At 45.9% G+C, this 23,913-nt stretch carries 20 protein-coding genes and 1 pseudogene; 7 read left to right on the top strand and 14 right to left on the bottom strand.

Going from position 1 to position 23,913, the window contains the following annotated elements; all coding sequences use genetic code 11:
• Positions 1 to 7 precede the first annotated feature (7 nt).
• The 3 genes from silB to silC all read right to left on the bottom strand — a co-directional run bounded on the left by silB (position 8) and on the right by silC (position 3,180).
• Positions 8 to 1,300 (bottom strand): Cu(+)/Ag(+) efflux RND transporter periplasmic adaptor subunit SilB, encoded by a 1,293-nt coding sequence (gene silB, locus AB4H76_RS01745; RefSeq protein ID WP_001381488.1) that lies wholly within the window; start codon positions 1,298 to 1,300, stop codon positions 8 to 10.
• 113 nt (positions 1,301 to 1,413) lie between these two features.
• Complete coding sequence (gene cusF, locus AB4H76_RS01740; RefSeq protein WP_001246155.1) at positions 1,414 to 1,767, bottom strand: cation efflux system protein CusF; 354 nt, start codon at positions 1,765 to 1,767, stop codon at positions 1,414 to 1,416.
• A gap of 27 nt (positions 1,768 to 1,794) precedes the next feature.
• On the bottom strand, positions 1,795 to 3,180 hold the full coding sequence (silC, locus tag AB4H76_RS01735) for a Cu(+)/Ag(+) efflux RND transporter outer membrane channel SilC (protein WP_000475507.1): 1,386 nt from the start codon (positions 3,178 to 3,180) through the stop codon (positions 1,795 to 1,797).
• 189 nt (positions 3,181 to 3,369) lie between these two features.
• Here silC and silR point away from each other — a divergent pair, with 189 nt between their 5' ends.
• The 4 genes from silR (at position 3,370) to AB4H76_RS01715 (ending at position 6,698) form a co-directional block, all read left to right on the top strand.
• Positions 3,370 to 4,050 carry a copper/silver response regulator transcription factor SilR gene (gene silR, locus AB4H76_RS01730; RefSeq protein WP_000697968.1) on the top strand — a complete coding sequence of 227 codons (681 nt, stop codon included), beginning with the start codon at positions 3,370 to 3,372 and terminating at the stop codon, positions 4,048 to 4,050.
• Positions 4,043 to 5,524: a copper/silver sensor histidine kinase SilS gene (gene silS / locus AB4H76_RS01725; protein WP_000555736.1), complete on the top strand. Its 1,482-nt coding sequence runs from the start codon at positions 4,043 to 4,045 to the stop codon at positions 5,522 to 5,524. The genes silR and silS overlap by 8 nt, the downstream gene beginning before the upstream one ends.
• 244 nt (positions 5,525 to 5,768) lie before the next feature.
• Positions 5,769 to 6,200: a silver-binding protein SilE gene (gene silE / locus AB4H76_RS01720; RefSeq protein WP_000790485.1), complete on the top strand. Its 432-nt coding sequence runs from the start codon at positions 5,769 to 5,771 to the stop codon at positions 6,198 to 6,200.
• A 147-nt stretch (positions 6,201 to 6,347) separates the two neighbouring features.
• Entirely contained in the window at positions 6,348 to 6,698 is a 351-nt protein-coding gene (locus tag AB4H76_RS01715) for a DUF305 domain-containing protein (RefSeq protein ID WP_000647571.1), read from the top strand.
• 168 nt (positions 6,699 to 6,866) lie between these two features.
• Here the strand turns inward: AB4H76_RS01715 and AB4H76_RS01710 are convergent, their stop codons facing one another.
• From AB4H76_RS01710 to AB4H76_RS01675, 8 genes are all read right to left on the bottom strand, one after another.
• A complete protein-coding gene (locus AB4H76_RS01710; RefSeq protein WP_001239419.1) occupies positions 6,867 to 8,693 on the bottom strand; it encodes an AAA family ATPase in 1,827 nt (608 codons plus the stop codon).
• A 563-nt stretch (positions 8,694 to 9,256) separates the two neighbouring features.
• The gene (locus tag AB4H76_RS01705) at positions 9,257 to 9,556 is read right to left on the bottom strand and encodes a helix-turn-helix domain-containing protein (protein ID WP_001097216.1); all 300 of its coding nucleotides are present in this window, start codon (positions 9,554 to 9,556) and stop codon (positions 9,257 to 9,259) included.
• A 352-nt stretch (positions 9,557 to 9,908) separates the two neighbouring features.
• A complete protein-coding gene (locus AB4H76_RS01700) occupies positions 9,909 to 10,835 on the bottom strand; it encodes a hypothetical protein (RefSeq protein ID WP_000262423.1) in 927 nt (308 codons plus the stop codon).
• An 11-nt stretch (positions 10,836 to 10,846) separates the two neighbouring features.
• Positions 10,847 to 12,403, bottom strand: coding sequence for a TnsD family Tn7-like transposition protein (locus AB4H76_RS01695; protein WP_001324699.1), 1,557 nt, complete (start codon positions 12,401 to 12,403; stop codon positions 10,847 to 10,849).
• Between the two features lie 40 nt (positions 12,404 to 12,443).
• A complete protein-coding gene (locus tag AB4H76_RS01690) occupies positions 12,444 to 13,892 on the bottom strand; it encodes an ATP-binding protein (protein ID WP_001049180.1) in 1,449 nt (482 codons plus the stop codon).
• Positions 13,892 to 16,015, bottom strand: coding sequence for a transposase (locus tag AB4H76_RS01685; RefSeq protein ID WP_000351437.1), 2,124 nt, complete (start codon positions 16,013 to 16,015; stop codon positions 13,892 to 13,894). Before AB4H76_RS01685 ends, AB4H76_RS01690 begins: the two co-directional genes overlap by 1 nt.
• The gene (locus AB4H76_RS01680; protein WP_000090707.1) at positions 16,002 to 16,844 is read right to left on the bottom strand and encodes a TnsA endonuclease N-terminal domain-containing protein; all 843 of its coding nucleotides are present in this window, start codon (positions 16,842 to 16,844) and stop codon (positions 16,002 to 16,004) included. Before AB4H76_RS01680 ends, AB4H76_RS01685 begins: the two co-directional genes overlap by 14 nt.
• 142 nt (positions 16,845 to 16,986) lie before the next feature.
• A complete protein-coding gene (locus tag AB4H76_RS01675; RefSeq protein ID WP_000439198.1) occupies positions 16,987 to 18,189 on the bottom strand; it encodes an NAD(P)/FAD-dependent oxidoreductase in 1,203 nt (400 codons plus the stop codon).
• 231 nt (positions 18,190 to 18,420) lie between these two features.
• Here AB4H76_RS01675 and pitA point away from each other — a divergent pair, with 231 nt between their 5' ends.
• A complete protein-coding gene (pitA, locus tag AB4H76_RS01670; protein ID WP_000902780.1) occupies positions 18,421 to 19,920 on the top strand; it encodes an inorganic phosphate transporter PitA in 1,500 nt (499 codons plus the stop codon).
• 243 nt (positions 19,921 to 20,163) lie between these two features.
• Here the strand turns inward: pitA and uspB are convergent, their stop codons facing one another.
• Positions 20,164 to 20,499, bottom strand: a complete 336-nt coding sequence (gene uspB / locus AB4H76_RS01665; RefSeq protein WP_000626187.1) for a universal stress protein UspB — start codon at positions 20,497 to 20,499, stop codon at positions 20,164 to 20,166.
• 390 nt (positions 20,500 to 20,889) lie between these two features.
• On the opposite strand from uspB, the gene uspA reads away from it, so the two are divergent.
• Complete coding sequence (uspA, locus tag AB4H76_RS01660; RefSeq protein ID WP_000323571.1) at positions 20,890 to 21,324, top strand: universal stress protein UspA; 435 nt, start codon at positions 20,890 to 20,892, stop codon at positions 21,322 to 21,324.
• A 76-nt stretch (positions 21,325 to 21,400) separates the two neighbouring features.
• On the opposite strand, the pseudogene AB4H76_RS01655 reads toward uspA, so the two are convergent.
• Positions 21,401 to 21,466 (bottom strand): annotated as a pseudogene (locus tag AB4H76_RS01655) (hypothetical protein); the annotation flags it as partial.
• Positions 21,467 to 21,641: 175 nt separating this feature from the next.
• Here AB4H76_RS01655 and dtpB point away from each other — a divergent pair.
• Complete coding sequence (dtpB, locus tag AB4H76_RS01650; RefSeq protein ID WP_001098652.1) at positions 21,642 to 23,111, top strand: dipeptide/tripeptide permease DtpB; 1,470 nt, start codon at positions 21,642 to 21,644, stop codon at positions 23,109 to 23,111.
• 48 nt (positions 23,112 to 23,159) lie between these two features.
• Here the strand turns inward: dtpB and rsmJ are convergent, their stop codons facing one another.
• Positions 23,160 to 23,912, bottom strand: coding sequence for a 16S rRNA (guanine(1516)-N(2))-methyltransferase RsmJ (gene rsmJ, locus AB4H76_RS01645; RefSeq protein ID WP_000686620.1), 753 nt, complete (start codon positions 23,910 to 23,912; stop codon positions 23,160 to 23,162).
• Between the last annotated feature and the right edge of the window lies 1 nt (position 23,913).

Raw genomic sequence — 23,913 nt, 5'->3', positions numbered from 1 at the left:
CGTCTCCTCAGTGCCCTGAATGCATATTTACAGGCTGGTCAGACATTGCTGGCATACTGCTTTCTGTTTTTTCAGGGTGGCGCATACGTTCCAGTGCGCCCGTAATATTGGCTTCAGAGTCAATGAGGAACAGGCCACTGACCACCACGGTATCGCCTTCATTCAGGCCGGAGCCGATGCCGGACTGTTGCTGTGACTCATGCAGAACGTGGATCTGTTTCGGCACAAACTTGCCTTCATCATCAACAGTAATCACGCGCTGTTCTTTGCCGGTATCGATAACGGCCTGGCTTGGTATCAGCAGCATCTCCTGGCTTCTGGTATTCAGTTTCAGATAGGCATTCATGCCCGGCTTGAGAAACTCATCCTTATTAGAAACCTGGAGACGGACCTGAAGCGTACGGGTTGTCTGATCCACGCTGGGAAGAATATTCCATTTTTCGACATGGAATGTTTTATCCGGATAAGCCGGTACCGAAATTTCAAACTGCGACGTATCTTTCAGCAGATAGGCGATAGATTCTGGCACTGCAGCGCTGATCCAGACCGGGTCCATTCCCTGAATCTGAGCCACCACCTTATCTTTCGAAATATTCATGCCGGTGCGCAGGTCAAATGCAGTAATGACACCATCAATAGGTGCTTTAATGGTAAAACGGGTCTGAATGCTCCGGGTAGAACGCAGTCTCTGAATATCCTCTTCCGGCATACCTGCCAGGCGAAGCCGTTCCAGAACGCCTTTAATTTGCGTGGAAGTACCACCGGTGCTGGATAACAGAAGGAATTCACTCTGTGCTTCCACCCAGTCCGGAATGGTAATATCGATAAGTGGCGTCCCCTTCTTCACATGATCGCCAATCGTCATGGGGTAGACTTTTTCGACAAACCCGTCAGAACGCGCCTGCACAATAACAAACTGATACTCGTTATAGCTGACATTAGCCGGGATTGTCTGAGAATAATTCAGCATTCCTCGCGTGACTTTTTGCGTTTTTAATCCCAGATTCTGAACCTGGGTTGGGTCGATACGGATCCCGCCACTGCTTTTATCGCCACTGTCATCAGCATATTTTGGCACCAGGTCCATATCCATAAAGGGCGATTTTCCGGGTTTATCAAATTTGGTATCCGGTTTCATCGGGTCATACCAGAAAAGTACCTTTCGCTCCGGTGCCTTTTGTTCGGTTTGTACTGTTTTTTGTGATGAGTTTACATACTGCCAGGCAGTAACCGATATCAGCCCCCCTGCTATGAGGCTGCTGATAATTATTGCAGCATATTTTATCTTTAAAGAAGCCATACAATTTTCCGCTAAAAAATCAAAACACCTGGCATATGCGCCTGACGGTTAACTCACACATATACCTATGTGAATGTACAGGCGCACAGGATGTAATCGCTCCGGACAGCCAATCAGGACTGCGTCACGTTAATGCTTTTGAGTAAGGAGATATTGCCCTGCTGAATAAACGAGAAATCGACATGGTTGCCTGTTTTCAGGGCATTAATAGCATCGTCTGCATTAACAAAAGTAAAGCGCATGGTCATTGCAGGCCAGCCCACCGCTGGAATTGCTTCATGCGAAATGGTGATTTTCTTAGTATTCATATCAATGTCTTTAACGACACCGGTGCCCTTGATAACTTGCTGTACCGAAGCATCACTGGCAGTATTCATATCGCCATGCTGATGTGTTTCAGCATGAAGACCGGCAGAAAACATGACAGAGAAGGCACCAAATAAAACGGCTTTAAGTGAATTACGCATTTTAATTTCCTGATTAATTAAATAAATTTACTCTACCCAACCGCCACCCAGCGCGGTAAACAGATTAATTTCGTTAACCTGCCGGGAATAGGTAAGATCGAGAATGGTTTGCTGGGTAGCGAAGAGGGAACGTTCTGCATCCAGCACTTCGATGTAACTGACAGCACCACTTGCATACAATCCTCTGGCACGCTGGAGAGTTATCTGAAGTGAATCAAGATAACGCTGCTGTGACTCAAGTTGCTGGCTAAGGCTGTCGCGCAGCGCAAGCGTGTCGGAAACATCCTTAAAGGCTGACTGAATTTTTTGTTCGTAATTAACCACCGACTGTTGCTGGCGAATTTCAGCCAGCTTCAGATTGGCTTTATTCCTGCCAGCATTAAATATAGGAATTTCAATTTTAGGGATAAAATTCCACATTCCACTTCCTGACGTAAACAGGCTGGACAGCTCCGTACTGCTTGTGGAAAGACCACTGGTCAGGGTAATTGAGGGGAAAAAGGCCGCTCGCGCTGCGCCAATATTGGCATCAGCCGCTTTCAGCTGATATTCCGCTTCCATAATATCCGGTCGCTGCAGCAAAATTTGTGAAGACAGATTTGGTGGCAATTTTACTGGGGCTATCTCCCCGCCTTTCATCCCTTTTTCTGACGGAAGTGCGCGGTACGTTCCCAGCACCAGTTGCAGGGCATTGTTTGCCTGAGCCAGATCGCCTTCTCGTTTGGCTATTTCGGCGCGGGTACTTTCGATTTGTCCTCGCGCCTGTTCAAGTGCCAGAACGTTCGTACTCCCGGTCACGAGCTGCTGCTCAACGAAAGCATAGGACTGTTGATAATTTTTCAGCGTTTCCCGCGCAATACGAAGTTGTTCGTACGCCAGTTGCTGGCTGAAATAGCTTTGTGAAACGTTGGATACCAGCAGGATGTGTACGGCCCGACGGGCTTCTTCGCTGGCAAAGTAGTTCTGGCGATCAGCATCACTCATGTTCTTAAGTTTGCCGAAAAAATCGAGCTCATAGCTGAGCTCCAGTCTCGCGTCGTACTCCTGTGTGGTCGGCTTGTCACCTTTCAGACCACCGCTGTATGTTATCCCGGATGAGGCATTCAGCTGGGGATAACGATCTGCATCCGTGACGTTGAACTGGGCTCGGGCCTCTTCAACCTTCAGGGCAGCCATTCTCAAATCACGGTTATTAGTCAGAGCTTCACCGATCAACCGGGTAACCTGGGGATCGACAAAAAAGTTACGCCAGCCCGTATCCTGATAGCCATTTACCGCTGGCGTCAGGCTGTTATGGGACAGTGAAAACTGCTGGGGTACCGGTGCTGCGGGCCGCTGATATTCAGGCGCAAGCGACACGCAGCCTGCCAGGATGAATATCGTGCTAATGCTGAGTAATTTTAATTTGAACATAACGCTTCTCGTCCAGGCAGACCTGGTAAATGGTTCAAATGAAGTCCAGAGTATTGATAGGGGTACTTTACCTAACGCTCTCTGTTTGCCGGGTGACAGGATAATGACAATGTTGTCATTTTTGCTGTAATCCGTTGATAACGATCGTGGGCGCAATAGAATGACATTAGCAGCCAGCCGGGGAGCAAGATGAAAATATTGATCGTCGAAGACGAAATTAAAACAGGTGAATATCTCAGCAAAGGGCTTACAGAGGCAGGGTTCGTAGTGGATCACGCTGATAATGGTCTTACCGGATATCATCTCGCCATGACAGCCGAGTATGATTTAGTCATTCTGGATATCATGCTACCTGATGTGAACGGCTGGGATATCATCCGCATGCTGCGCACTGCCGGAAAGGGTATGCCGGTCTTACTGCTGACAGCCCTCGGCACGATCGAACATAGGGTCAAAGGACTGGAACTGGGTGCGGACGATTATCTGGTTAAACCCTTTGCGTTTGCCGAACTGCTCGCCCGGGTGAGAACCCTTCTGAGGCGGGGAAACACGATGATCACGGAAAGCCAGTTTAAGGTGGCTGACCTCTCGATTGATCTCGTATCCAGAAAAGTCAGTCGCGCCGGAAACCGCATTGTGCTCACCAGTAAAGAGTTCAGCCTGCTGGAATTCTTCATTCGCCATCAGGGAGAGGTTCTTCCCCGCTCCCTGATTGCCTCTCAGGTCTGGGACATGAATTTTGACAGCGACACTAATGCGATCGATGTCGCAGTAAAGCGACTCCGCGCTAAAATAGACAACGATTACGAGACAAAGCTGATCCAGACAGTCCGGGGCGTGGGCTACATGCTGGAGGTCCCGGATGCATAGCAAACCTTCCAGACGCCCTTTCTCACTCGCTCTGCGGCTGACCTTTTTTATCAGCCTGTCCACGATACTGGCTTTTATCGCATTCACCTGGTTTATGCTGCATTCTGTTGAAAATCATTTTGCCGAGCAGGATGTCAGCGATCTTCAACAAATCAGCACCACACTGAACCGTATACTGCAGTCCCCGGTGGATCCGGATGATAAAAAAATAAGCAAAATAAAGGAATCAATTGCCAGCTACCGCAACGTTGCCCTTTTGCTCCTCAATCCCAGGGGGGAAGTGCTCTTTAGCTCAGCTCAGGGGGCGGCACTACGCCCGGCAGTGAATTCAGCAGATTTTAGCGAGCACAGCCGCGCACGGGATGTCTTTCTCTGGACGGTGGAGGATCCTGCGGGACCGATGGATACCGGGTCCGAAATGAAGATGGAAACATACAGGATTATCGCCTCCTCTGGTCAGGCGATATTTCAGGGCAAACAGCAGAACTATGTCATGCTGACTGGCCTATCCATTAATTTCCATCTCCATTACCTCGATGCGCTGAAAAAGAACCTGATTGCGATTGCCGTCGTGATAAGCCTGTTGATTGTTCTGATCATTCGAATCGCTGTCCGTCAGGGGCACCTGCCCCTTCGTAATGTCAGCAATGCCATTAAAAACATCACCTCCGAGAATCTTGATGCGCGACTGGAACCGACACGCGTTCCCATTGAGCTGGAGCAACTGGTTATCTCGTTCAATCATATGATTGGAAAGATTGAGGATGTCTTTACCCGCCAGGCCAATTTCTCTGCCGATATCGCGCATGAGATCAGAACGCCCATCACCAATCTGGTGACGCAGACTGAAATCGCACTGAGTCAGGATCGAACACAGAGGGAACTTGAGGATGTCCTCTATTCCAGTCTTGAAGAGTATAACCGGATGACCAAAATGGTCAGCGATATGCTGTTCCTGGCACAGGCAGATAATAATCAGCTGATACCTGACAGGGTCATGTTTGACCTCAGAGCGGAAGTCATGAAAGTCTTCGAGTTTTTCGAAGCCTGGGCCGAAGAACGCAATATCACGCTCAAATTTAACGGGATGCCCTGCCTGGTTGAGGGAGATCCACAAATGTTCAGAAGGGCGATCAATAATCTGTTATCCAATGCCCTGCGTTATACCCCGGAGGGACAGGCAATCACCGTCTCAATAAGAGAGCAGGAGAGCTTTTTTGACCTTGTGATTGAAAATCCGGGGAAACCAATCCCTGAAGAGCATTTATCAAGGTTGTTTGACCGTTTTTATCGGGTGGATCCGTCCAGACAACGAAAAGGAGAAGGCAGCGGCATCGGCCTTGCGATTGTGAAGTCAATCGTGGAAGCACATCACGGAAGAGTGCAGGTGGAATCGGACGTACACTCAACGCGTTTTATCTTATCCGTGCCCAGACTGGAGAAAATGATTCCGGACACCCAGTGCTGGGAATAAAGATTTAAATGACAAAGATGTCATTAGCCTGTCATGCAGCAAACAGAAGCCATTCGATATAATTAGTGCAACTTATCAGGAAGGCTGGATTGCTTTATCAATATCCGGCGTCAGTGGACGCCAGGAAATGAATATCCAGTCCCCTCCCGGAGAAATAAACACTTCCGAACCTGTTTCAGTTATGGAACTGAAAACACCGGTTGTACTCCCCCGGACATCACTAATTAAGAAATGGAGAGTTATCATGAAAAATATCGTATTAGCATCCTTGCTGGGCTTTGGCTTAATTTCTTCGGCCTGGGCCACTGAAACCGTGAATATCCATGAGCGGGTCAACAATGCACAGGCACCTGCTCACCAGATGCAGTCTGCTGCGGCTCCTGTCGGGATCCAGGGGACTGCACCTCGTATGGCCGGTATGGACCAGCATGAACAGGCCATTATTGCTCATGAAACCATGACGAACGGGTCGGCGGATGCGCACCAGAAAATGGTGGAAAGTCATCAGAGGATGATGGGAAGTCAGACCGTTTCCCCTACCGGGCCGTCGAAGTCATTAGCGGCAATGAATGAGCATGAAAGAGCTGCAGTTGCCCATGAATTTATGAATAACGGTCAGTCTGGCCCACATCAGGCCATGGCCGAAGCGCATCGTCGCATGCTCAGTGCAGGCTGACGGCGAGGGAAGTATCTGTGCTGTCCTTATTTCCTTGATAGATTTTTCCGTAACCGGATATATGGCAACATCTTTGCCCCCTACAGGGGGCATTTTTATCAGATTCTGCTACAGTTAACGGGCATCAACGCTAAAAGGATATTTTTTATGAAAGCCAGAAACACTTTATTTGCAGTATTAATGTTATCCCTGCCAGCGATTTCAGCAGAACATTCAGAAATGAAAATGACTGATATGTCTACCTCGGCTTCGTCACAGGAATATATGGCTGGCATGAAAGACATGCATGACAAAATGATGGCTGCCGTAAATGAGTCCGATCCCGACAAGGCTTTTGCGAAAGGCATGGTAGCGCACCATGAAGGGGCAATAGCAATGGCTGAGACCGAGCTCAAATACGGAAAAGATCCGAAAATGAGAAAGCTCGCGCAGGACATCATTAAAGCTCAAAAAGGTGAAATTGAGCAGATGAATAAATGGCTTGATAGTCAAAAGTAAACATTGTAGAAATGTCACGACAAGCGTGATTTTACATCGTTCCTGGGCGCGGGAGTCGGTTAATCTTTATATAATTCAAACCCGATTAATTTCGGGTTTTTACTACTCTGTACTCCGGTCCTTTGTTGAGGACCGGAATATATGCACCTGAGATGCTTATTTAATACATTATCTCGTCATGGATACAATGTCGCTCAGGATCTCAACCAGCTCGCTTCTCTCCTGCGTTCCGTCATGATAGGTTGATCTTGAGATGATTCTTTCTGATGTCATCTGAGGCCAGAATTTATCTAGTACATTATCGGGTTTCATTCCCACAGCCCGGCCGATTATTTTTTTAGCGTCACAGGTGTCCGTAAACGTGACGGCTACACCAGTAATTTCCTCGATAAGATCCGGGCACAGATAGTTTTCTATCTCACGTTTGCGCGTAGCGAAAAATACCTTACCGGCCTCCTCTACTTCTTTTTTACGCTTCTGGATGGACAGAACCTGTGCAGGGTCTCCCCCAATATCGGAGTCCAGAAATACGCACCAGGGAAGCCCCAGATCTTTGGCCAGATTCAATGTAACCCAGTGTTTGACGCTACCACACCCTCCTATGAGGACTGGCACTATTTTCACGTCCTCCAGAGAGGCTGGCAGCGCACCTGACTGTTTTAATGAACTGGCCGCATGCCTCAGGAAAGTAACATCCGACTTTCCCTCTACCAGAACAATCCCCTGCGCCCTTTCCATACCGGTCTCTGGCAGCACCCCCAGGCTTTCAGTGGCTTCCTTCAGCACTGCGTCATCCGGCATTTTTACTACGGGTTCACCCGCCTCATTTCGGGTAACATAACGTACGCCTTCGACAGGGATTAATCCGGCCAGCGCCGGGACATGGGTGGTGACGATAATCTGACGGTGCGGCTGGCCTGCCAGTGCCAGTAACGCTTTCATCAGCATCATCTGATAGTTCGGATGCTGTGACGTTTCAGGCTCCTCTATGGCATAAATCACATTTCTGGGCGTCCCCGCGACATTCTTTTCAGCCTCAGCCCGAAAAAAATTCAACAGGATAAGCCTCCTTATCCCGCTGCCGCGCTTATTGATGGGGATGCCATTTTCCCCGTCCAGGGTGAAATTGAAGGTCCACTTGGGTTTCTCCTTAAATCGTGGAGTCAGTTCACTGGCGAGTTCGGGGGCCATTTCACGTAATTTATCCAGCGTTCTCTGTGCGACATCCAGGACGCTGTCCTGAATCTCATTTTCCAGCGCTGTAATTTTGTCCTGCAGCGCAGCCTGAGCGTCTTTTACGGCCTGCTGTAAGGGGTTTTTAGCTTCGGAATCCCCGTCGCTGCTTTCCCTGTCGGCTTTGAAAATCGCATACGTGGGCAGCAAATCGAGGATCTTACCCCATAATGATTTTGTGTCGGTTCCGAACTCTTTATCGACATCCAGCATAATTTCCGAACAGGTATAGGGGGCTGCGGCTTCCCTGATGGCCTGACGCCATAACGATGCAGTGCGTTTATCCGCCACATTTTTTTCAACTTCTTTTCCCACCGCCTTGAGCTCAGAAATTTTCATGCCCAGTAAATTTCTCAGGGGCTCCTCATCCGGGTGGATGCAGCGGATGCAGGTCTGCTCCGGTTTTCCTGAGGTCGTTGCTTTAAACGTTTTGACGATTTCAAAATTGCCGTCCTCATTCAGCAGATGTTCTGAGGCGAGCGTGGTCTGCACCCTGTCGTCGATCATGATAAAATCGGGCAGGTCATCAAATTCACAGGCTATTTCAAAACGGCCGTCCCCTTCTCTTAGGCTGAAACAGTTCATGTCATTCTTGTCAGCCTTCATTCCTTCTGTTTCAAAAAAAATAGCCAGCGCTTCCAGAAGCGTTGATTTCCCAAAGTCATTACGACCGACAATACCCGTCATGCTTTCATCAATAATGATTTCAGTAGAGTTTCTGTAGCCTCTGAAGTTTTTCAGTTTTAATTTTCTGAGCCGCATATGAAGTCCTGTGTGTAAGAAAGCGTTTTGCTGCAACCTGAATACAAAATATATTTTCAAATGCCTGCCAACAAGCAGGGATAACCGTTATTCAGAATATCTTAACGACATTTCGGGATTATGATCTGGTCGCGCTTTCAGAACTTTACTGCCCCTCAAAACACCGGAAACTAACTTGTGGTTGGTTACATGGCAAAGTTAAAACTCCAGAATCACGGGTAATGATTTCAATGCTTATTATATTTTTTGGAATTGACTCATGAGCTTTATAATTTAAATGATAATAATAACCATTCTTTTATGCGTAATATTTGCTACTGACACTGATGAATTTAAAAGAAGATAGATTTTCATTTACGGATTATTTCCTAAATTCATCGATAATGTGATCGACATAAAATTTTCACTGAAGAATGAAGAGATAATTTAAGGCCGAGCGAAATAGCTCAAAATGGTGTATTTAACATAACAGAAGAAATGAAAGGCTCTATCGCAACCTGATACTTCAGGCCGCTAAGGGGTTAATCTTGTTGAAGAAAAATTAGACCGGGAAGCGCCAGGCGTCACCATTTCTCCCGCCTGGCTGGAAGTGAAGAATAATTGTGCATAGCTCCGTATTCGGGCTTTGCATCTGACAATGGTTCCCTGGATGAAAGTACGATCTCCACTCCAAGGACGCTGAACACCCTAAACAAACGCTCAAAACCCGCACTTGCAGGGTTGGCCTCTAGTCGGGCATAAGTTTGCTGTGTTATACCCAAACGTTCAGAAACATCTTTTTGCGTCAGTCCATTGGCTTTGCGAAAGCCGATTAAAACAGGACGTAACTGATTCAAAGTCTTCAAAGCGTATTGAGTGTTCATAAGTGACCTTCCGTATCGACGAGTTAACAAGCATAACGCAGGGATTTACAGCATATAGGCTGTAATGCTCATTAACAGACTATAGGCTGTAATACGAATCCTGCCAAGATGCGGCATCTTTCAAATACAAGGCCGTATTGGGTAAGCAGTACACCGTTATATAGCACCCCTTGCCCCTTTGCTGGAGAGGGACCCACGTGATCGCAGGTCTTTTAGACGTTGTTGCTAACCGGCATCATACACAGGTGGTAACCCCCAGGGAAACTCTATGAGTGATAATTTATTCCTGCCCCAGTCAAAATATAAAACCTTATCTAACTAGCTTTCTTAGTATTTTATAAATGAAGTGAAATTAGCGAAGAAGTTTTACATTGTAAAGTGAGCAAAAATATTTACCATTCAACTGGCAAAATTTACAATCTGCAGCCCTTAGCCTGAGAAAATGCACATTAACAGAATAATCATCAAGTCCGATAGAGGCATAACTTACGTCCTCAAAAATATCAGAAATAAATGAGTTGAAATTACAAAAATTAACTTCACTTAACATCTTGAACACCGCAGAAATATATCTATCATGCATTATCTTGACTTCGATAACCTTAGATAAACTTGAATGCGACTTACATTTGAAGAGATCAAAGAGAAAGTAAATCAGCATATTTTTATTGTCCGAAATCCATTTTAAAATTTTATTACGTGCACATGGTAATATATACACTGGATTTTTGAAAGGGTTTGAAACGTCAACCACAAGGGAACAATAACCATGAGGATTTATTCCACTTATAATTAAGTCACTAAGTCCTTTCACTGCATTCAAATAGTTATCAAAACAAACCTCATATAAACTGGTACTATGAACTGCACATTTAGATTCAAACAACCATCTATGACGCAGATAACCAATGCCTTTAGAGTGTATATCTTCAACAATACATTTGTGACAGTAACGAATGTTTGAGATGTTTACCAATGGATATGAATTAGTTATGTGAAAATTTTTCCGACAGGCATCTTCAACAGCGTTAAAATACCCGTAAACACCAGAAGATAACGACACTATATTGGAAGTTAGTATATAACCATTTCTAGTGGCAAGAATGTCATATATATCCTGCAAGCTATGCAATTTGTACATATCAATCAGTTCGAAACGAGGAAAGGCATCGTACCTTAGTGCGCCATGCTTTGATATTATGTTCCTGCAATTGGATAAGTTATACATTATCTGTGAACGCAGAAGAAAACTGTGCCACAATTCATTTTCGTAAACCATATAACTCCCTCTTATTTAATTAGTTCCATTTTTCTGAGAAGTATCATTGTCATTGGTAGTTTATCTCTGTATTTCAAAAGCCAGCCATGCCCTCCCAGTAAAGCATCTAGACTTGTAAGTGACATCGAGTACTGCCCCTGAGATAAAACATCATTTATTAATGATGATGAGATAATATCTCTCTCGCTCCAGTCTACTCTTTTATTTTTATAGCATCGTATTGTTTTAGGAAGACAGGAATTAAGCCAGTCACATTCATGTTTATTTAGCCAATAGAAACTTGCATAACAACTTTCTTTGACTAACTTTCGTGTTATAGAAACGGATTGATTATGTATAAATCTTAATATTTTCTGCTTATGACGCCGTCTTAAAGAATCTTTTTTACATTTTTTACGCCATGAGCATAAACCGTAACAAGATGAAATTACAGAGGATACAGCTCCTTCCGATAATGAGTTTTTCTCAGCTATGGATGCCAGACTAAACCCCCTTACAGCCATAGACTTGATAAGCAATTCAGTGAATATATTAATTTTTGTGTTTCGCTTAAACGCCCTCAGGTATTTTTTATAAATAAGTGTTTTAATGTAACATCTGCTGCGACTAAATTCCTTCCCAAGGTTGCTAACACTAGTATTATTTTCAACTATATGAAAACTGTATTTCTTATGACTTTTAAAGATTTCTTTCTTTTTATTAGTACGACTTCCTGCATACGTTGGCCAGCAAGTATTTAACAAACAATAACAAAGCAAAAGATGCTTTGTGGGATGCTGACAACATTTGTCTTTGAGTATAGGCTCCCAGTAATGATAATCAGTTAGGGATGTTGGTATAAGTCCCGATGAACCCTCCCCAAATAACTGGCACTTAGCATAAACATGTGCGTAGAATACATTTTTCTTTAAATTTCCATCCAATGATAATAAATTCAACTTTTTAAGTACATCCATGTAATTGGGGTGTGTAATATCTTTTCTTCTGATTATATTTAGGGACTCATAACAAAACTTAGCAAAATCGAAGTCTATCTCATTGCTAAGTTGTTCTGTATACGAAACAGGAGGCATCAGTCCAATACGTATGTGCGGTGAAGAAGGGACATGGATGCTTTCAAGCGCTACCGGATGCCGATGGCAGGTTGTAACCCCATGAAGCTGATGCGCCAGATGCCAATAAGTAACACCATAATGAAAAGTATCTTCACGAGCGCAAACCGGGCAAAACTTCAATAGTGTGCGCTGCCCTAGTGAAAAATTACTAAGGCGGCACAATCGATTAAGCCTGGCAGGGGTCGTGTTGAAATCCATAATTTCATTACGACTGATTGGTAGTGCCCAGGCAAAAAGAGGGAGTAAAGTCTGTTCATGCCAGAGCTGATCTGCACTTTCGGATGTATGAAGAGAAATAGCCTTTAATCCTGAATTGAGAATTGGATGGACGTTCATATCAGGTTTGTTGAAAATGATCGTTAACAGAGAAGATGGGGACATACCGTACACGGTAGTTGTCCGACAAAACCGGCTGAACAAGGATTCATCAGGCAAAACAGGCAACATTCTCATTTCCCACACCTCTCTTTGACCGTTACGAACTGTTACCTCATTACAATTTATTAAGTGGATCTATATTTATAAGCCCGCAACGCTGAAGAGCATCGTAGGTATTTTTCTTTTCAGCTGTTCTGTTGATAACAAGATCGTGGTCAAGAGACAGTATTTTCTCGTCGAAATTGCGCAAAACCTCGTCTATTTTTCCTACGAATTCCTTGTGCTGTGGCCTGTCTATATCCCCAGGGATCAAAGACTTTAGGGACTTCTCTGCCATGATTTTAGCCGAAGCATCACCCTCATTAGATGCAGAGAGCCATTTAGCTTCCTCATCTTCAGTCGCGGCCCCCGGGAGTGGAGTATCCTTATATTCCTCCGTATGACTCACGAGTACCGGTACAGAGGCCGACAAGACTGCGCCAGTGATGATTTCATTGCCGCTACCGATAACCTTTAATTGTGCCCCCCGATAAATCATCTGAGCCAATCCAATATTGCCTTTAGATAAAATGAATAATTTTTCGTTTAACTCATCATTTAATGGAGTTTCAACATTTGTCCATTGTAATGGCCATAAATAATGAATAAACGATTGCCAGTCTTGTGAATCGTATCTAACATTCTTAATTTTCATGTAACCACCAGACTCTGCCCGCCTGGCAATTCTCATTTTCTTTGTCAGCGTCTCGTCAAAAGGATGATTTCCACAAAAAACCATAGATACCCCCATGGAATCTACAATTTCATGTAAAAAATCAATCAACTTACTCTCACCCCCGGTTCTTGAAAATTTAAGCCTCTGCATTTCATCAATAACAAGGATACCCAAAAATGATGATTTAATTCTTTGTGCAATCTGGCGAGCCAGAGCACCATTTCTAATCTCAGGTGTAGTTCGTTCAATACCAATTGCATCATCTAATTTTTGTAAAATCTCTTCACAAAGGTCTCTCACACTTGAATTGTATGGACAATTAATCTTTACCCATACAATTTGCTTACTGAAGCCGGGAAAAACTCCTTTATAGCTGCTGTGTTCTATAATCTGAGGGAAATGATCCATGACTTGCTCAATCATGGTAGTTTTTCCAGAACCACTCATTCCAACTATCGTAATAGTTTCAGCCTGGGATTTAAAATATCCACTTTCTGGCTCAATATCAGGACGCTCATTTCCATAGTAATGAAGATATTGAATTGTTCCGCTTTTTAAAGGATTACGAGCTGCATAGCTTTCCCTAAGTGCCCGTAAGATCATCTTATAAGCCTGGATAAGATTGGTTTGAGGGCAACGGAATTTCTTTATACGTTCGACATACTGCTCTCTAACATTCGCCGGGGCAGTCCAGCGGATTTTTTCGTCAATTTCGGGGAAATAACTCATTTCCAGAAGTACTTCATCTTCCGTAAGCGCTTCAGGAAGTGCTTCAATTAAGGGATTGCCACGATACTCAGGTAACTCCTGTTCTTTATATATCGCTGAAACGCGCCGTATAAGATTCATTATTCTGCGTCCTCAGTCTTCTTCTTACCTTTTAACCATCTTTGTTTCTCCTCCCGGCCAGGCAAAAGCAGAACATTACTGGATGAAGGAAGTAGGGGTTCAGATCTTCCATTAGCAACATGAGTTCGCCCTAATGAATCAAGTTCATTTTTCCTGTTCTTTTTAATATCTTTACCATGTACCCGGCGAGATTCGTATATTTCATTTAATCTTTCGTTACCTTTCCTGTTAAATTCATCTTTATTATTGATATTGCTGAGCGAATCCAGAGTAAATAAATTAATTTCTTTTTGAGTATCTACCCAATCAGCCATTACATCTGTATCAAGATGAGCTTTCCCTTTAAATACATCTCTTTTCTTAAGTAGGTAATGTTTTTTGAAAATGCTATTTTTGTCAAATCTTACATATATATAATCTACGCAATTGTCATCTATTCTTGCTTCACAAGTGGTTCTTCCAAATACTCTGACACCTGATGCAATTTCAGGATCACATTCATAAAAAAGATTATTGTACTGAATCCCACCGGCGGTAATGTTAGCGTTCACAGGGATTAACAATCGTGCGATCACTTCGTCGGCCCCAACGGCTCTTGCGCTGAATCTCCCGTGCTTTAAGCTTATCATCCAACTATTTTTTGGTGATATTACGAGATCATTTTCAATCAGTAAGGGATTGATATAAGCCAGTTCCTCATACGTTCTCTGATTATGTGCAAGTATCTCCCGAATCAGTAAAGACGTGACCTCCTGAATCGTTAAACAAGCCCTGGATTGCGGTGTTGGCTCTCCTTTAACAATCTTTCCCCTTCGTGTTGTTCCAATAAGCCTATGAATAACCTCATCATTCAGAATGCCGAAACAGCGTTCAACAATGCTTTTTCTGTCGCCTCTACCGACTGGCGCAAACTCAAGTTTTGTCAGGGGGGTCATCTCTTCCTGAGGTTTAAGACCAATCATCTCCCCGTTGTCACACATCAATGTTAATGGAATGTGAGAACAAGGCCAATCATCATCAGTAATAGAGATTCCAAATAATCTACAATATTCTTTTTTTGGCATAAAGCAATTTGCTAACGCTTGTCGGGCGGCTCGCCATGAAGCATGGTATAAAGAAACATGAAGGCCAACAATCATTCTTGTTGCACGATCCACCACTGTATAAATAGTAGGACGCCCAATGACTTTTCGTCTGTTTAAACTCGAAATAAGATGTACATCAGCGACAGTTGAGTCTATTTCGAAAACATCACCCGGCAAAACAGTTGTATTAGCCACACTACCTAAAAGCGCCCGCATTTTGAGGTCTATTTCTTTTTTCGTGTTCTTCTTATTTATCGAGAAATCTTTAGTGAAGAGTTTTTTATTCCAGTATGAAAATTGTTTTAAAGAAGGAACATATGGAGCTCTATTTTCTAGGTTTGCTGTTTTAATTTCATCCCTAAAATACAAATCAATATGTCTCTCTAATGTTTTCTTTATCGTATCTCCGTTAACTTTATAATGATACGTAATGAGAGATTTTCTAATATTATTTATATCTCTTTCATTAAGAATGAAAACACGTGATCGTTCATTAGGTAATGCTCTGTTTTTTTTGGAATTCCCAAGTTTAATTTCATGTTTGATTCTACTTTTCCCAGCGGCGCCACAGTTCGAGAATGCGGGTAGCAATGCATAAATATCCTGCCCATGTCGCCAATACAACGCCAGAAGCGTTCTGATAGTATATTGTGATATTTTTTTATTTCTTGAGTAATCCATTAAAAGGTGCGACTTTTTATGTAATGCATAGTCGAACAGAAACATTCTGTCATCTACAAGATCTTTAATGATATTGTAATTTTCATCTCGCCTTCCTCTGTCTTTATCTGTTAATTCTTTCTCATCTACTAACATATATGAAGGATATATATAATCTTTACAAGTTATGCTATTTGATTCAATATAATATTTAAACATTGAAAATGAGAAAGGGATTGGCTTACCCGTTCTTTCTGATTTTATTTTAAACAAAATTAACAAATCGACCTTTCTGTCAAAATCCAAAACACGGTAAAGTCCCTCTGCAAGCAAATCAGTGCCTTGAGAGAGCCAGACTGAATTCCTAATAATATCCATTTGCGTTCAGTCCTATATAGTGGTCATTGGAAATTATCTTTATCAGACCGGTTTCGAGTATTGGATATGATAAATCAACATTTATCATTTTTAATCCAATCATTGCCTGCAATAACATCATCGCTTCTTGTGCATCTACCCCAAAGATTGATGAAATCATTGCACGTAGTCCTACTATGGGATAAACATCTGGTTTAAGCTTCCATAGGATTTTATCAAGAGGATATTTATCATAAAATTCAGAACCATCTCTTAATACAGAAGTAGCCCAGCAAATGTTTTTACCGACGACGTTATTGAGTTCCGAGCCAACATAAATTTGAAACTCAACATCAATCAACTGCCAAAACATCCTCTCTATTTCAAGTTTTTGGGCTTCGCGTTCAGGTATGCTCTCGTTATGTTTTACTGCTATAGCTTTGTATCGAAGTCCGCCTTCAGGAGTTCTCAAGGTCAGTAAAAAATCGGTTGTCATAACATTCAGAACTTCGACAGGTACTCCTCTTACTCCCCTCACCATAGGATGTTGAAAATGTAGATGATTTGCTATTTGTTGGGTAAGCCGGAGAGGAAAGAGTGGGAATTGTTCCCGGATATCAATCACCGAGTCATTAAACTCAGCCAGATAGAAAAAGTTACTTTCGACAGAAGAAAGGAGATGATGGTTTCGAAACGTCTTAAGGCCAAAGACTATCGAACGGTTTCCACGGGATTTAACGTCCTGAGCTCTAAGCCAGGGCTGATAACTTTGGCCATAGCCCACTCCTATGCCGTCACCTAGCGCATTTTCATAATCCAAATAGGATTTGAGACGCCTACCCCTAGCCATGATCGTACCCTAAAAACGACATTGATACGTACCTATATGTGCATTTTATAGTCTCCAACCCTATAACCACACATTCAGTAAGTATACAACATTAGCGTCGTTTTTTGAGAATGGTTACAACTTTAGTGCTTTGTGTACAACTTTATTGTCCTCGGACAGCAATCAAATCCTGCGCACAAGCCCACGCACTCGACCACGCCCACTGGAAGTTATAGCCCCCCAGCCAGCCGGTGACGTCCATCACTTCGCCGATGAAGTACAGCCCAGGCACTTTGCGCGCTTCCATCGTCCGTGAAGAGAGTTCGTTGGTGTCCACGCCGCCGAGCGTCACTTCGGCAGTGCGATAGCCTTCAGTGCCGTTGGGTTGTACGCGCCAGTCGGTCAATGTGCTAATCAGTGCCTGTTGGTCACGCACGTTGAGCTGTTTTAGCGAAACATCCGGGATTTGCCCGAGTTGCTGTAAGCGTTCAACCAACCGCTTCGGTAGATGAACCGCCAGTGTGTTTTTCAGGCTCTGATTCGGATGTGCGTTACGCTGCTCATTCAGGAAGGTTTCGAGGTCCACATCCGGTAGCAGATTGATACTGACAAATTCACCCGGTTGCCAGTAGCTGGAAATCTGCAACACCGCCGGTCCAGATAAGCCGCGGTGGGTGAAGAGTAAGTTCTCACGGAAAACGGTGCCGTTTTCAGCGGTAATCACGGAAGGCACCGCCACGCCCGCCAGCACCTGTAACTCTTCGAGCAACGGTTTATGCAGAGTGAATGGCACCAGACCCGCACGGGTCGGCAGCACGTTGAGGCCAAATTGTTCGGCAATCTTATAACCAAACGGCGACGCGCCCAGCCCCGGCATTGACAGCCCACCGGTCGCGATGACCAGCTTTTCGCAACCGACAGTCATGCCGTTTAGATCAAGCGTGAAGCCTGTTTCATCCTTCGCCACACTCAGCACTTCGCTACGCAATCTGAAGGTCACATTGCCCTTCTCGCACTCATCCACCAGCATGTTGACAATCTGCTGCGCGGAGTCATCGCAGAAGAGTTGCCCTAACGTTTTCTCGTGCCATGCGATGCCGTGTTTATTGACCAGATCAATGAAATCCCACTGGGTAAAACGCGCGAGTGCAGACTTACAAAAATGCGGATTCTGGCTCAGATAAGCGCCTGGTTCGACATAAAGGTTGGTAAAGTTGCAGCGCCCACCGCCAGACATAAGGATTTTGCGCCCTGGTTTTTTACCATTATCGATCAGCAGAACCCGGCGTCCTGCCTGACCTGCCAGCGCAGAACAGAACATACCCGCCGCACCAGCGCCTATAATAATGGCATCAAACCTTTCCACGTTGCGCTCCTCTTAGAAAAAACGGGCGTGAATTGTAAAGATTCCTCAGTGGTCGCACCAGCATCAATATTACTAAAAGGAAGTATTTGCCTGAATTATATAAGATAATTATTTTTTGAGTGAAATCCATACAGGAGGCAAATCAAAAAAAGTCTATATTTCACTTTGCCCGCGCCGCGAAAGTCACTGATAATGCGCCGCGTTCATGTCCTCAAAATGGCGTAACGTCCTATGCTACATTTGTTTGCTGGCCTGGATTTGCATACCGGGCTGTTATTATTGCTTGCACTGGCTTTTGTGCTGTTCTACGAAGCCATCAATGGTTTCCATGACACAGCCAACGCCGTGGCAACCGTTATCTATACCCGCGCGATGCGTTCTCAGCTCGCCGTGGTTATGGCGGCGGTGTTCAACTTTTTGGGTGTTTTGCTGGGTGGTCTGAGTGTTGCCTATGCCATTGTGCATATGCTGCCGACGGATCTGCTGCTTAATATGGGATCGTCTCATGGCCTTGCCATGGTGTTCTCTATGTTGCTGGCGGCGATTATCTGGAACCTGGGTACCTGGTACTTTGGTTTACCTGCATCCAGCTCTCATACGCTGATTGGCGCGATCATCGGGATTGGTTTAACCAATGCGTTGATGACCGGGACGTCAGTGGTGGATGCACTCAATATCCCGAAAGTATTAAGTATTTTCGGTTCTCTGATCGTTTCCCCTATTGTCGGCCTGGTGTTTGCTGGCGGTCTGATTTTCTTGCTGCGTCGCTACTGGAGCGGCACCAAGAAACGCGCCCGTATCCACCTGACCCCAGCGGAGCGTGAAAAGAAAGACGGCAAGAAAAAGCCGCCATTCTGGACGCGTATCGCGCTGATCCTTTCCGCTATCGGCGTGGCGTTTTCGCACGGCGCGAACGATGGTCAGAAAGGCATTGGTCTGGTTATGTTGGTATTGATTGGCGTCGCGCCAGCAGGCTTCGTGGTGAACATGAATGCCACTGGCTACGAAATCACCCGTACCCGTGATGCCATCAACAACGTCGAAGCTTACTTTGAGCAGCATCCTGCGCTGCTCAAACAGGCTACCGGTGCTGATCAGTTAGTACCGGCTCCGGAAGCTGGCGCAACGCAACCTGCGGAGTTCCACTGCCATCCGTCGAATACCATTAACGCGCTCAACCGCCTGAAAGGTATGTTGACCACCGATGTGGAAAGCTACGACAAGCTGTCGCTTGATCAACGTAGCCAGATGCGCCGCATTATGCTGTGCGTTTCTGACACTATCGACAAAGTGGTGAAGATGCCTGGCGTGAGTGCTGACGATCAGCGCCTGTTGAAGAAACTGAAGTCCGACATGCTTAGCACCATCGAGTATGCACCGGTGTGGATCATCATGGCGGTCGCGCTGGCGTTAGGTATCGGTACGATGATTGGCTGGCGCCGTGTGGCAACGACTATCGGTGAGAAAATCGGTAAGAAAGGCATGACCTACGCTCAGGGGATGTCTGCCCAGATGACGGCGGCAGTGTCTATCGGCCTGGCGAGTTATACCGGGATGCCGGTTTCCACTACTCACGTACTCTCCTCTTCTGTCGCGGGGACGATGGTGGTAGATGGTGGCGGCTTACAGCGTAAAACCGTGACCAGCATTCTGATGGCCTGGGTGTTTACCCTTCCGGCTGCGGTACTGCTTTCCGGCGGGCTGTACTGGCTCTCCTTGCAGTTCCTGTAATCGTACGCACCAAAACGAGCGGGTCAGCTGGCCCGCTTCAGATTGTGACATAGTGCGCTTTGTTCATGCCGGATGCGGCGTGAACGCCTTATCCGGCCTACAAAAACATGCAAATTCAATAGATTGCAGAGATTATGTAGGCCTGATAAGCGTAGCGCATCAGGCAATTTTGCGTTTGTAATCAGTCTCGAGCGGGTCAGTTTACTGGCCCGCTTTTTTTATGCGTTATTATTGCTGAAGTGCTTAATGCCAAATCATCAATGCAATCAGGCTGACCACCACCAGACCACACAATGCGCTGGTCAGAATAAACTGCCGACGCACCCGCTCACAGCGGCGAATAAATTCATCATCGTGATGATCGCGATAACGTTGGGCATAGATATACCAAACGAGACGCACCTGTTTGTTGGGTTGGCCATGTGAGGTAAAAAAGCCCCCTCCATCAACATATTGATAGAGCAATGGATCGCAGTTACGCAGTACCACTAACAACGCGCGTAGTGATGAGAAATAGCGCGCCATGTTAACAATGCAAACGACACATAAAGCCCAAAATAATGCGACGGTGCTTATCATACCTCCTCCCCGGCGACCTGCCCGCGGAGTTCCACCCCGGGGCTACCGCTCCCGATACGCTGCCAATCAGTTAACACCAGGTCCTGGAGAAACCGCTTTTGTGGTGACCAACATCCGAGCGGCTCTATAGATAGTGTAGGAGATCAGGTTGTTTTTTTTCCAGAAGGTTAACCACTATCAATATATTCATGTCGAAAATTTGTTTATCTAACGGGTAAGCAAGGCGGATTGACGGATCATCCGGGTCGCTATAAGGTAAGGATGGTCTTAACACTGAATCTTTACGGCTGGGTTAGCCCCGCGCACGTAGTTCGCAGGACGCGGGTGACGTAACGGCACAAGAAACGCTAGCTGGCCAGTCATCGACAACTTTATGGAAGGAGTAACACTATGGCTTATAAACACATTCTCATCGCGGTCGATCTCTCCCCGGAAAGCAAAGTTCTGGTAGAGAAAGCAGTCTCTATGGCTCGCCCCTACAATGCGAAAGTTTCTCTGATCCACGTAGATGTAAACTACTCTGACCTATACACCGGGCTTATTGATGTGAATCTGGGTGATATGCAGAAACGCATCTCAGAAGAGACACATCATGCGCTGACCGAGCTTTCCACTAATGCAGGCTACCCAATCACTGAAACCCTGAGCGGCAGCGGCGACCTGGGCCAAGTTCTGGTCGATGCAATCAAGAAATACGATATGGATCTGGTGGTTTGTGGTCACCACCAGGACTTCTGGAGCAAACTGATGTCTTCCGCACGTCAGCTGATCAACACCGTTCACGTTGATATGCTGATTGTTCCGCTGCGCGACGAAGAAGAATAATCTTCCCTCTACGACGTGTTCCTGAACGCCCGCATATGCGGGCGTTTTGCTTTTTGGCGCGCCTTGTTACCTGATCCAGCGTAAACACCTTATCTGGCCTACGGTCTGCGTTCGCAATCAAAATCCCCAGCCAATACAATATTTAACACCATCATATTTTCCATCATTAGTGTGATCAGCTGGTTATTTTCTGTTGTAATAGTGTATTAATCTATTCACCGCATCAATATTAAGAATCTCTGACAGATGTAAACTTTTTCGCGCGTTATCCCTTACGCGTTCATACTTTTCAGGATGGTATTGGAAGGTTAATAAATATGAATACAACAACACCCATGGGGATGCTGCAGCAACCTCGCCCATTTTTCATGATCTTTTTTGTCGAGTTATGGGAGCGATTCGGCTACTACGGCGTGCAGGGCGTACTGGCGGTTTTCTTCGTTAAACAGCTTGGATTCTCGCAAGAGCAGGCTTTTGTCACTTTTGGTGCTTTTGCTGCGCTGGTCTATGGCCTCATTTCCATTGGCGGCTATGTCGGCGACCACCTGCTGGGGACCAAACGCACCATTGTTCTTGGTGCACTTGTGCTGGCGATTGGCTACTTCATGACCGGCATGTCGCTACTTAAGCCTGACCTGATTTTCATCGCCCTGGGGACTATCGCTGTAGGTAACGGCCTGTTTAAAGCTAACCCAGCCAGCTTGCTTTCGAAGTGCTATCCGCCGAAAGATCCGCGGCTTGATGGCGCATTCACCCTGTTCTATATGTCGATCAACATCGGCTCGTTGATAGCGTTATCGCTGGCCCCTGTGATCGCTGATAGATTCGGTTATTCAGTCACCTACAACCTGTGCGGGGCGGGGTTAATTATCGCATTACTGGTTTACATCGCCTGTCGTGGAATGGTGAAAGACATTGGTTCTGAACCCGACTTCCGGCCAATGAGCTTCAGCAAACTGTTGTACGTGTTACTTGGCAGCGTGGTGATGATCTTCGTATGCGCATGGCTGATGCACAACGTAGAAGTCGCCAATCTGGTGCTGATTGTTCTCTCCATCGTCGTCACCATCATCTTCTTTCGTCAGGCATTCAAGCTGGATAAAACCGGGCGCAATAAAATGTTTGTCGCCTTTGTCCTGATGCTCGAAGCGGTGGTGTTTTACATTCTCTACGCCCAGATGCCAACATCGCTGAACTTCTTTGCCATCAACAACGTGCATCATGAAATTCTCGGTTTTTCCATCAACCCGGTCAGCTTCCAGGCGCTTAACCCGTTCTGGGTGGTACTCGCCAGCCCAATACTGGCAGGCATTTACACGCATCTGGGTAACAAAGGCAAAGACCTCTCGATGCCGATGAAATTTACTCTCGGCATGTTTATGTGCTCACTGGGCTTTTTGACGGCGGCAGCTGCGGGAATGTGGTTTGCGGATGCACAAGGGCTGACATCGCCATGGTTTATCGTGCTGGTGTACTTATTCCAGAGCTTAGGTGAACTGTTTATTAGCGCCCTTGGCCTGGCGATGATTGCTGCCCTGGTGCCGCAGCATTTGATGGGCTTTATTCTCGGGATGTGGTTCCTGACGCAGGCTGCCGCGTTCTTGCTGGGCGGCTATGTGGCAACATTTACCGCGGTGCCGGACAACATTACCGATCCGCTTGAGACGTTGCCCGTCTATACCAACGTGTTTGGTAAGATTGGTCTGGTCACGCTGGGCGTTGCAGTAGTGATGCTGTTGATGGTGCCGTGGCTGAAACGCATGATTGCGACGCCGGAAAGCCATTAATTATTCTTGCAGAAAGCAGGGTAGCGTTATCGCTACCCTGTTTTAGTTTTACACTGGCGTACCTGCATAGATATCAAAGCGATGCCCTTTAGTGACTACCGCGTTTGGCGTGGCGACATTCGCCAGCGGTGGCGCGTAGTCCGGGCGCTTTACCACCACGCGTTTGGTCGCCAGCAAGCGTGCAGGCTCCAGTAATCCATCGGCATCAAGATCCGGTCCCACCAGCGACTGAAAGACACGCATCTCTTTTTTCACTAGCGCGCTTTTCTGCTTATGCGGGAACATCGGGTCGAGATAAACCACCTGCGGGCGCGGGGTAATATCAGTCAGCGCCGTCAGGCTGGAGGCGTGAATTAACTGCAACCGCTCCTGCAACCAGCCGCCGATTTCCGCATCCGCATAACCACGCGCCAGGCCGTCGTCGAGTAGCGCGGCAACCACTGGATTACGCTCCAGCATCCGCACGCGGCAGCCGACTGAAGCCAGTACAAAGGCATCGCGCCCAAGTCCTGCAGTGGCATCCACCACATCCGGCAAATAATCGCCTTTAATGCCCACCGCTTTCGCCACCGCCTCACCGCGACCACCGCCGAATTTGCGTCGGTGCGCCATCGCTCCGCCAACAAAATCAACAAAGATGCCGCCAAGTTTTGGCTCATCACGCTTGCGCAATTCCAGATGTTCCGGCGTTAACACCAGCGCCATCAGGTTGTCTTCATCGTGCTCCAGCCCCCAGCGGGCCGCCAGAACAGATAAGGCACCGTCTCCGGTGCCTGTTTCATCAATTAAGCAGATTTTCACT

The organism is Escherichia sp. UTM R2 (genome assembly GCF_048593455.1).
Classification (GTDB): domain Bacteria; phylum Pseudomonadota; class Gammaproteobacteria; order Enterobacterales; family Enterobacteriaceae; genus Escherichia; species Escherichia coli.
Note: the sequence above shows the minus strand (reverse complement) of the source record. Positions and strands in the feature narration are given on the sequence as shown.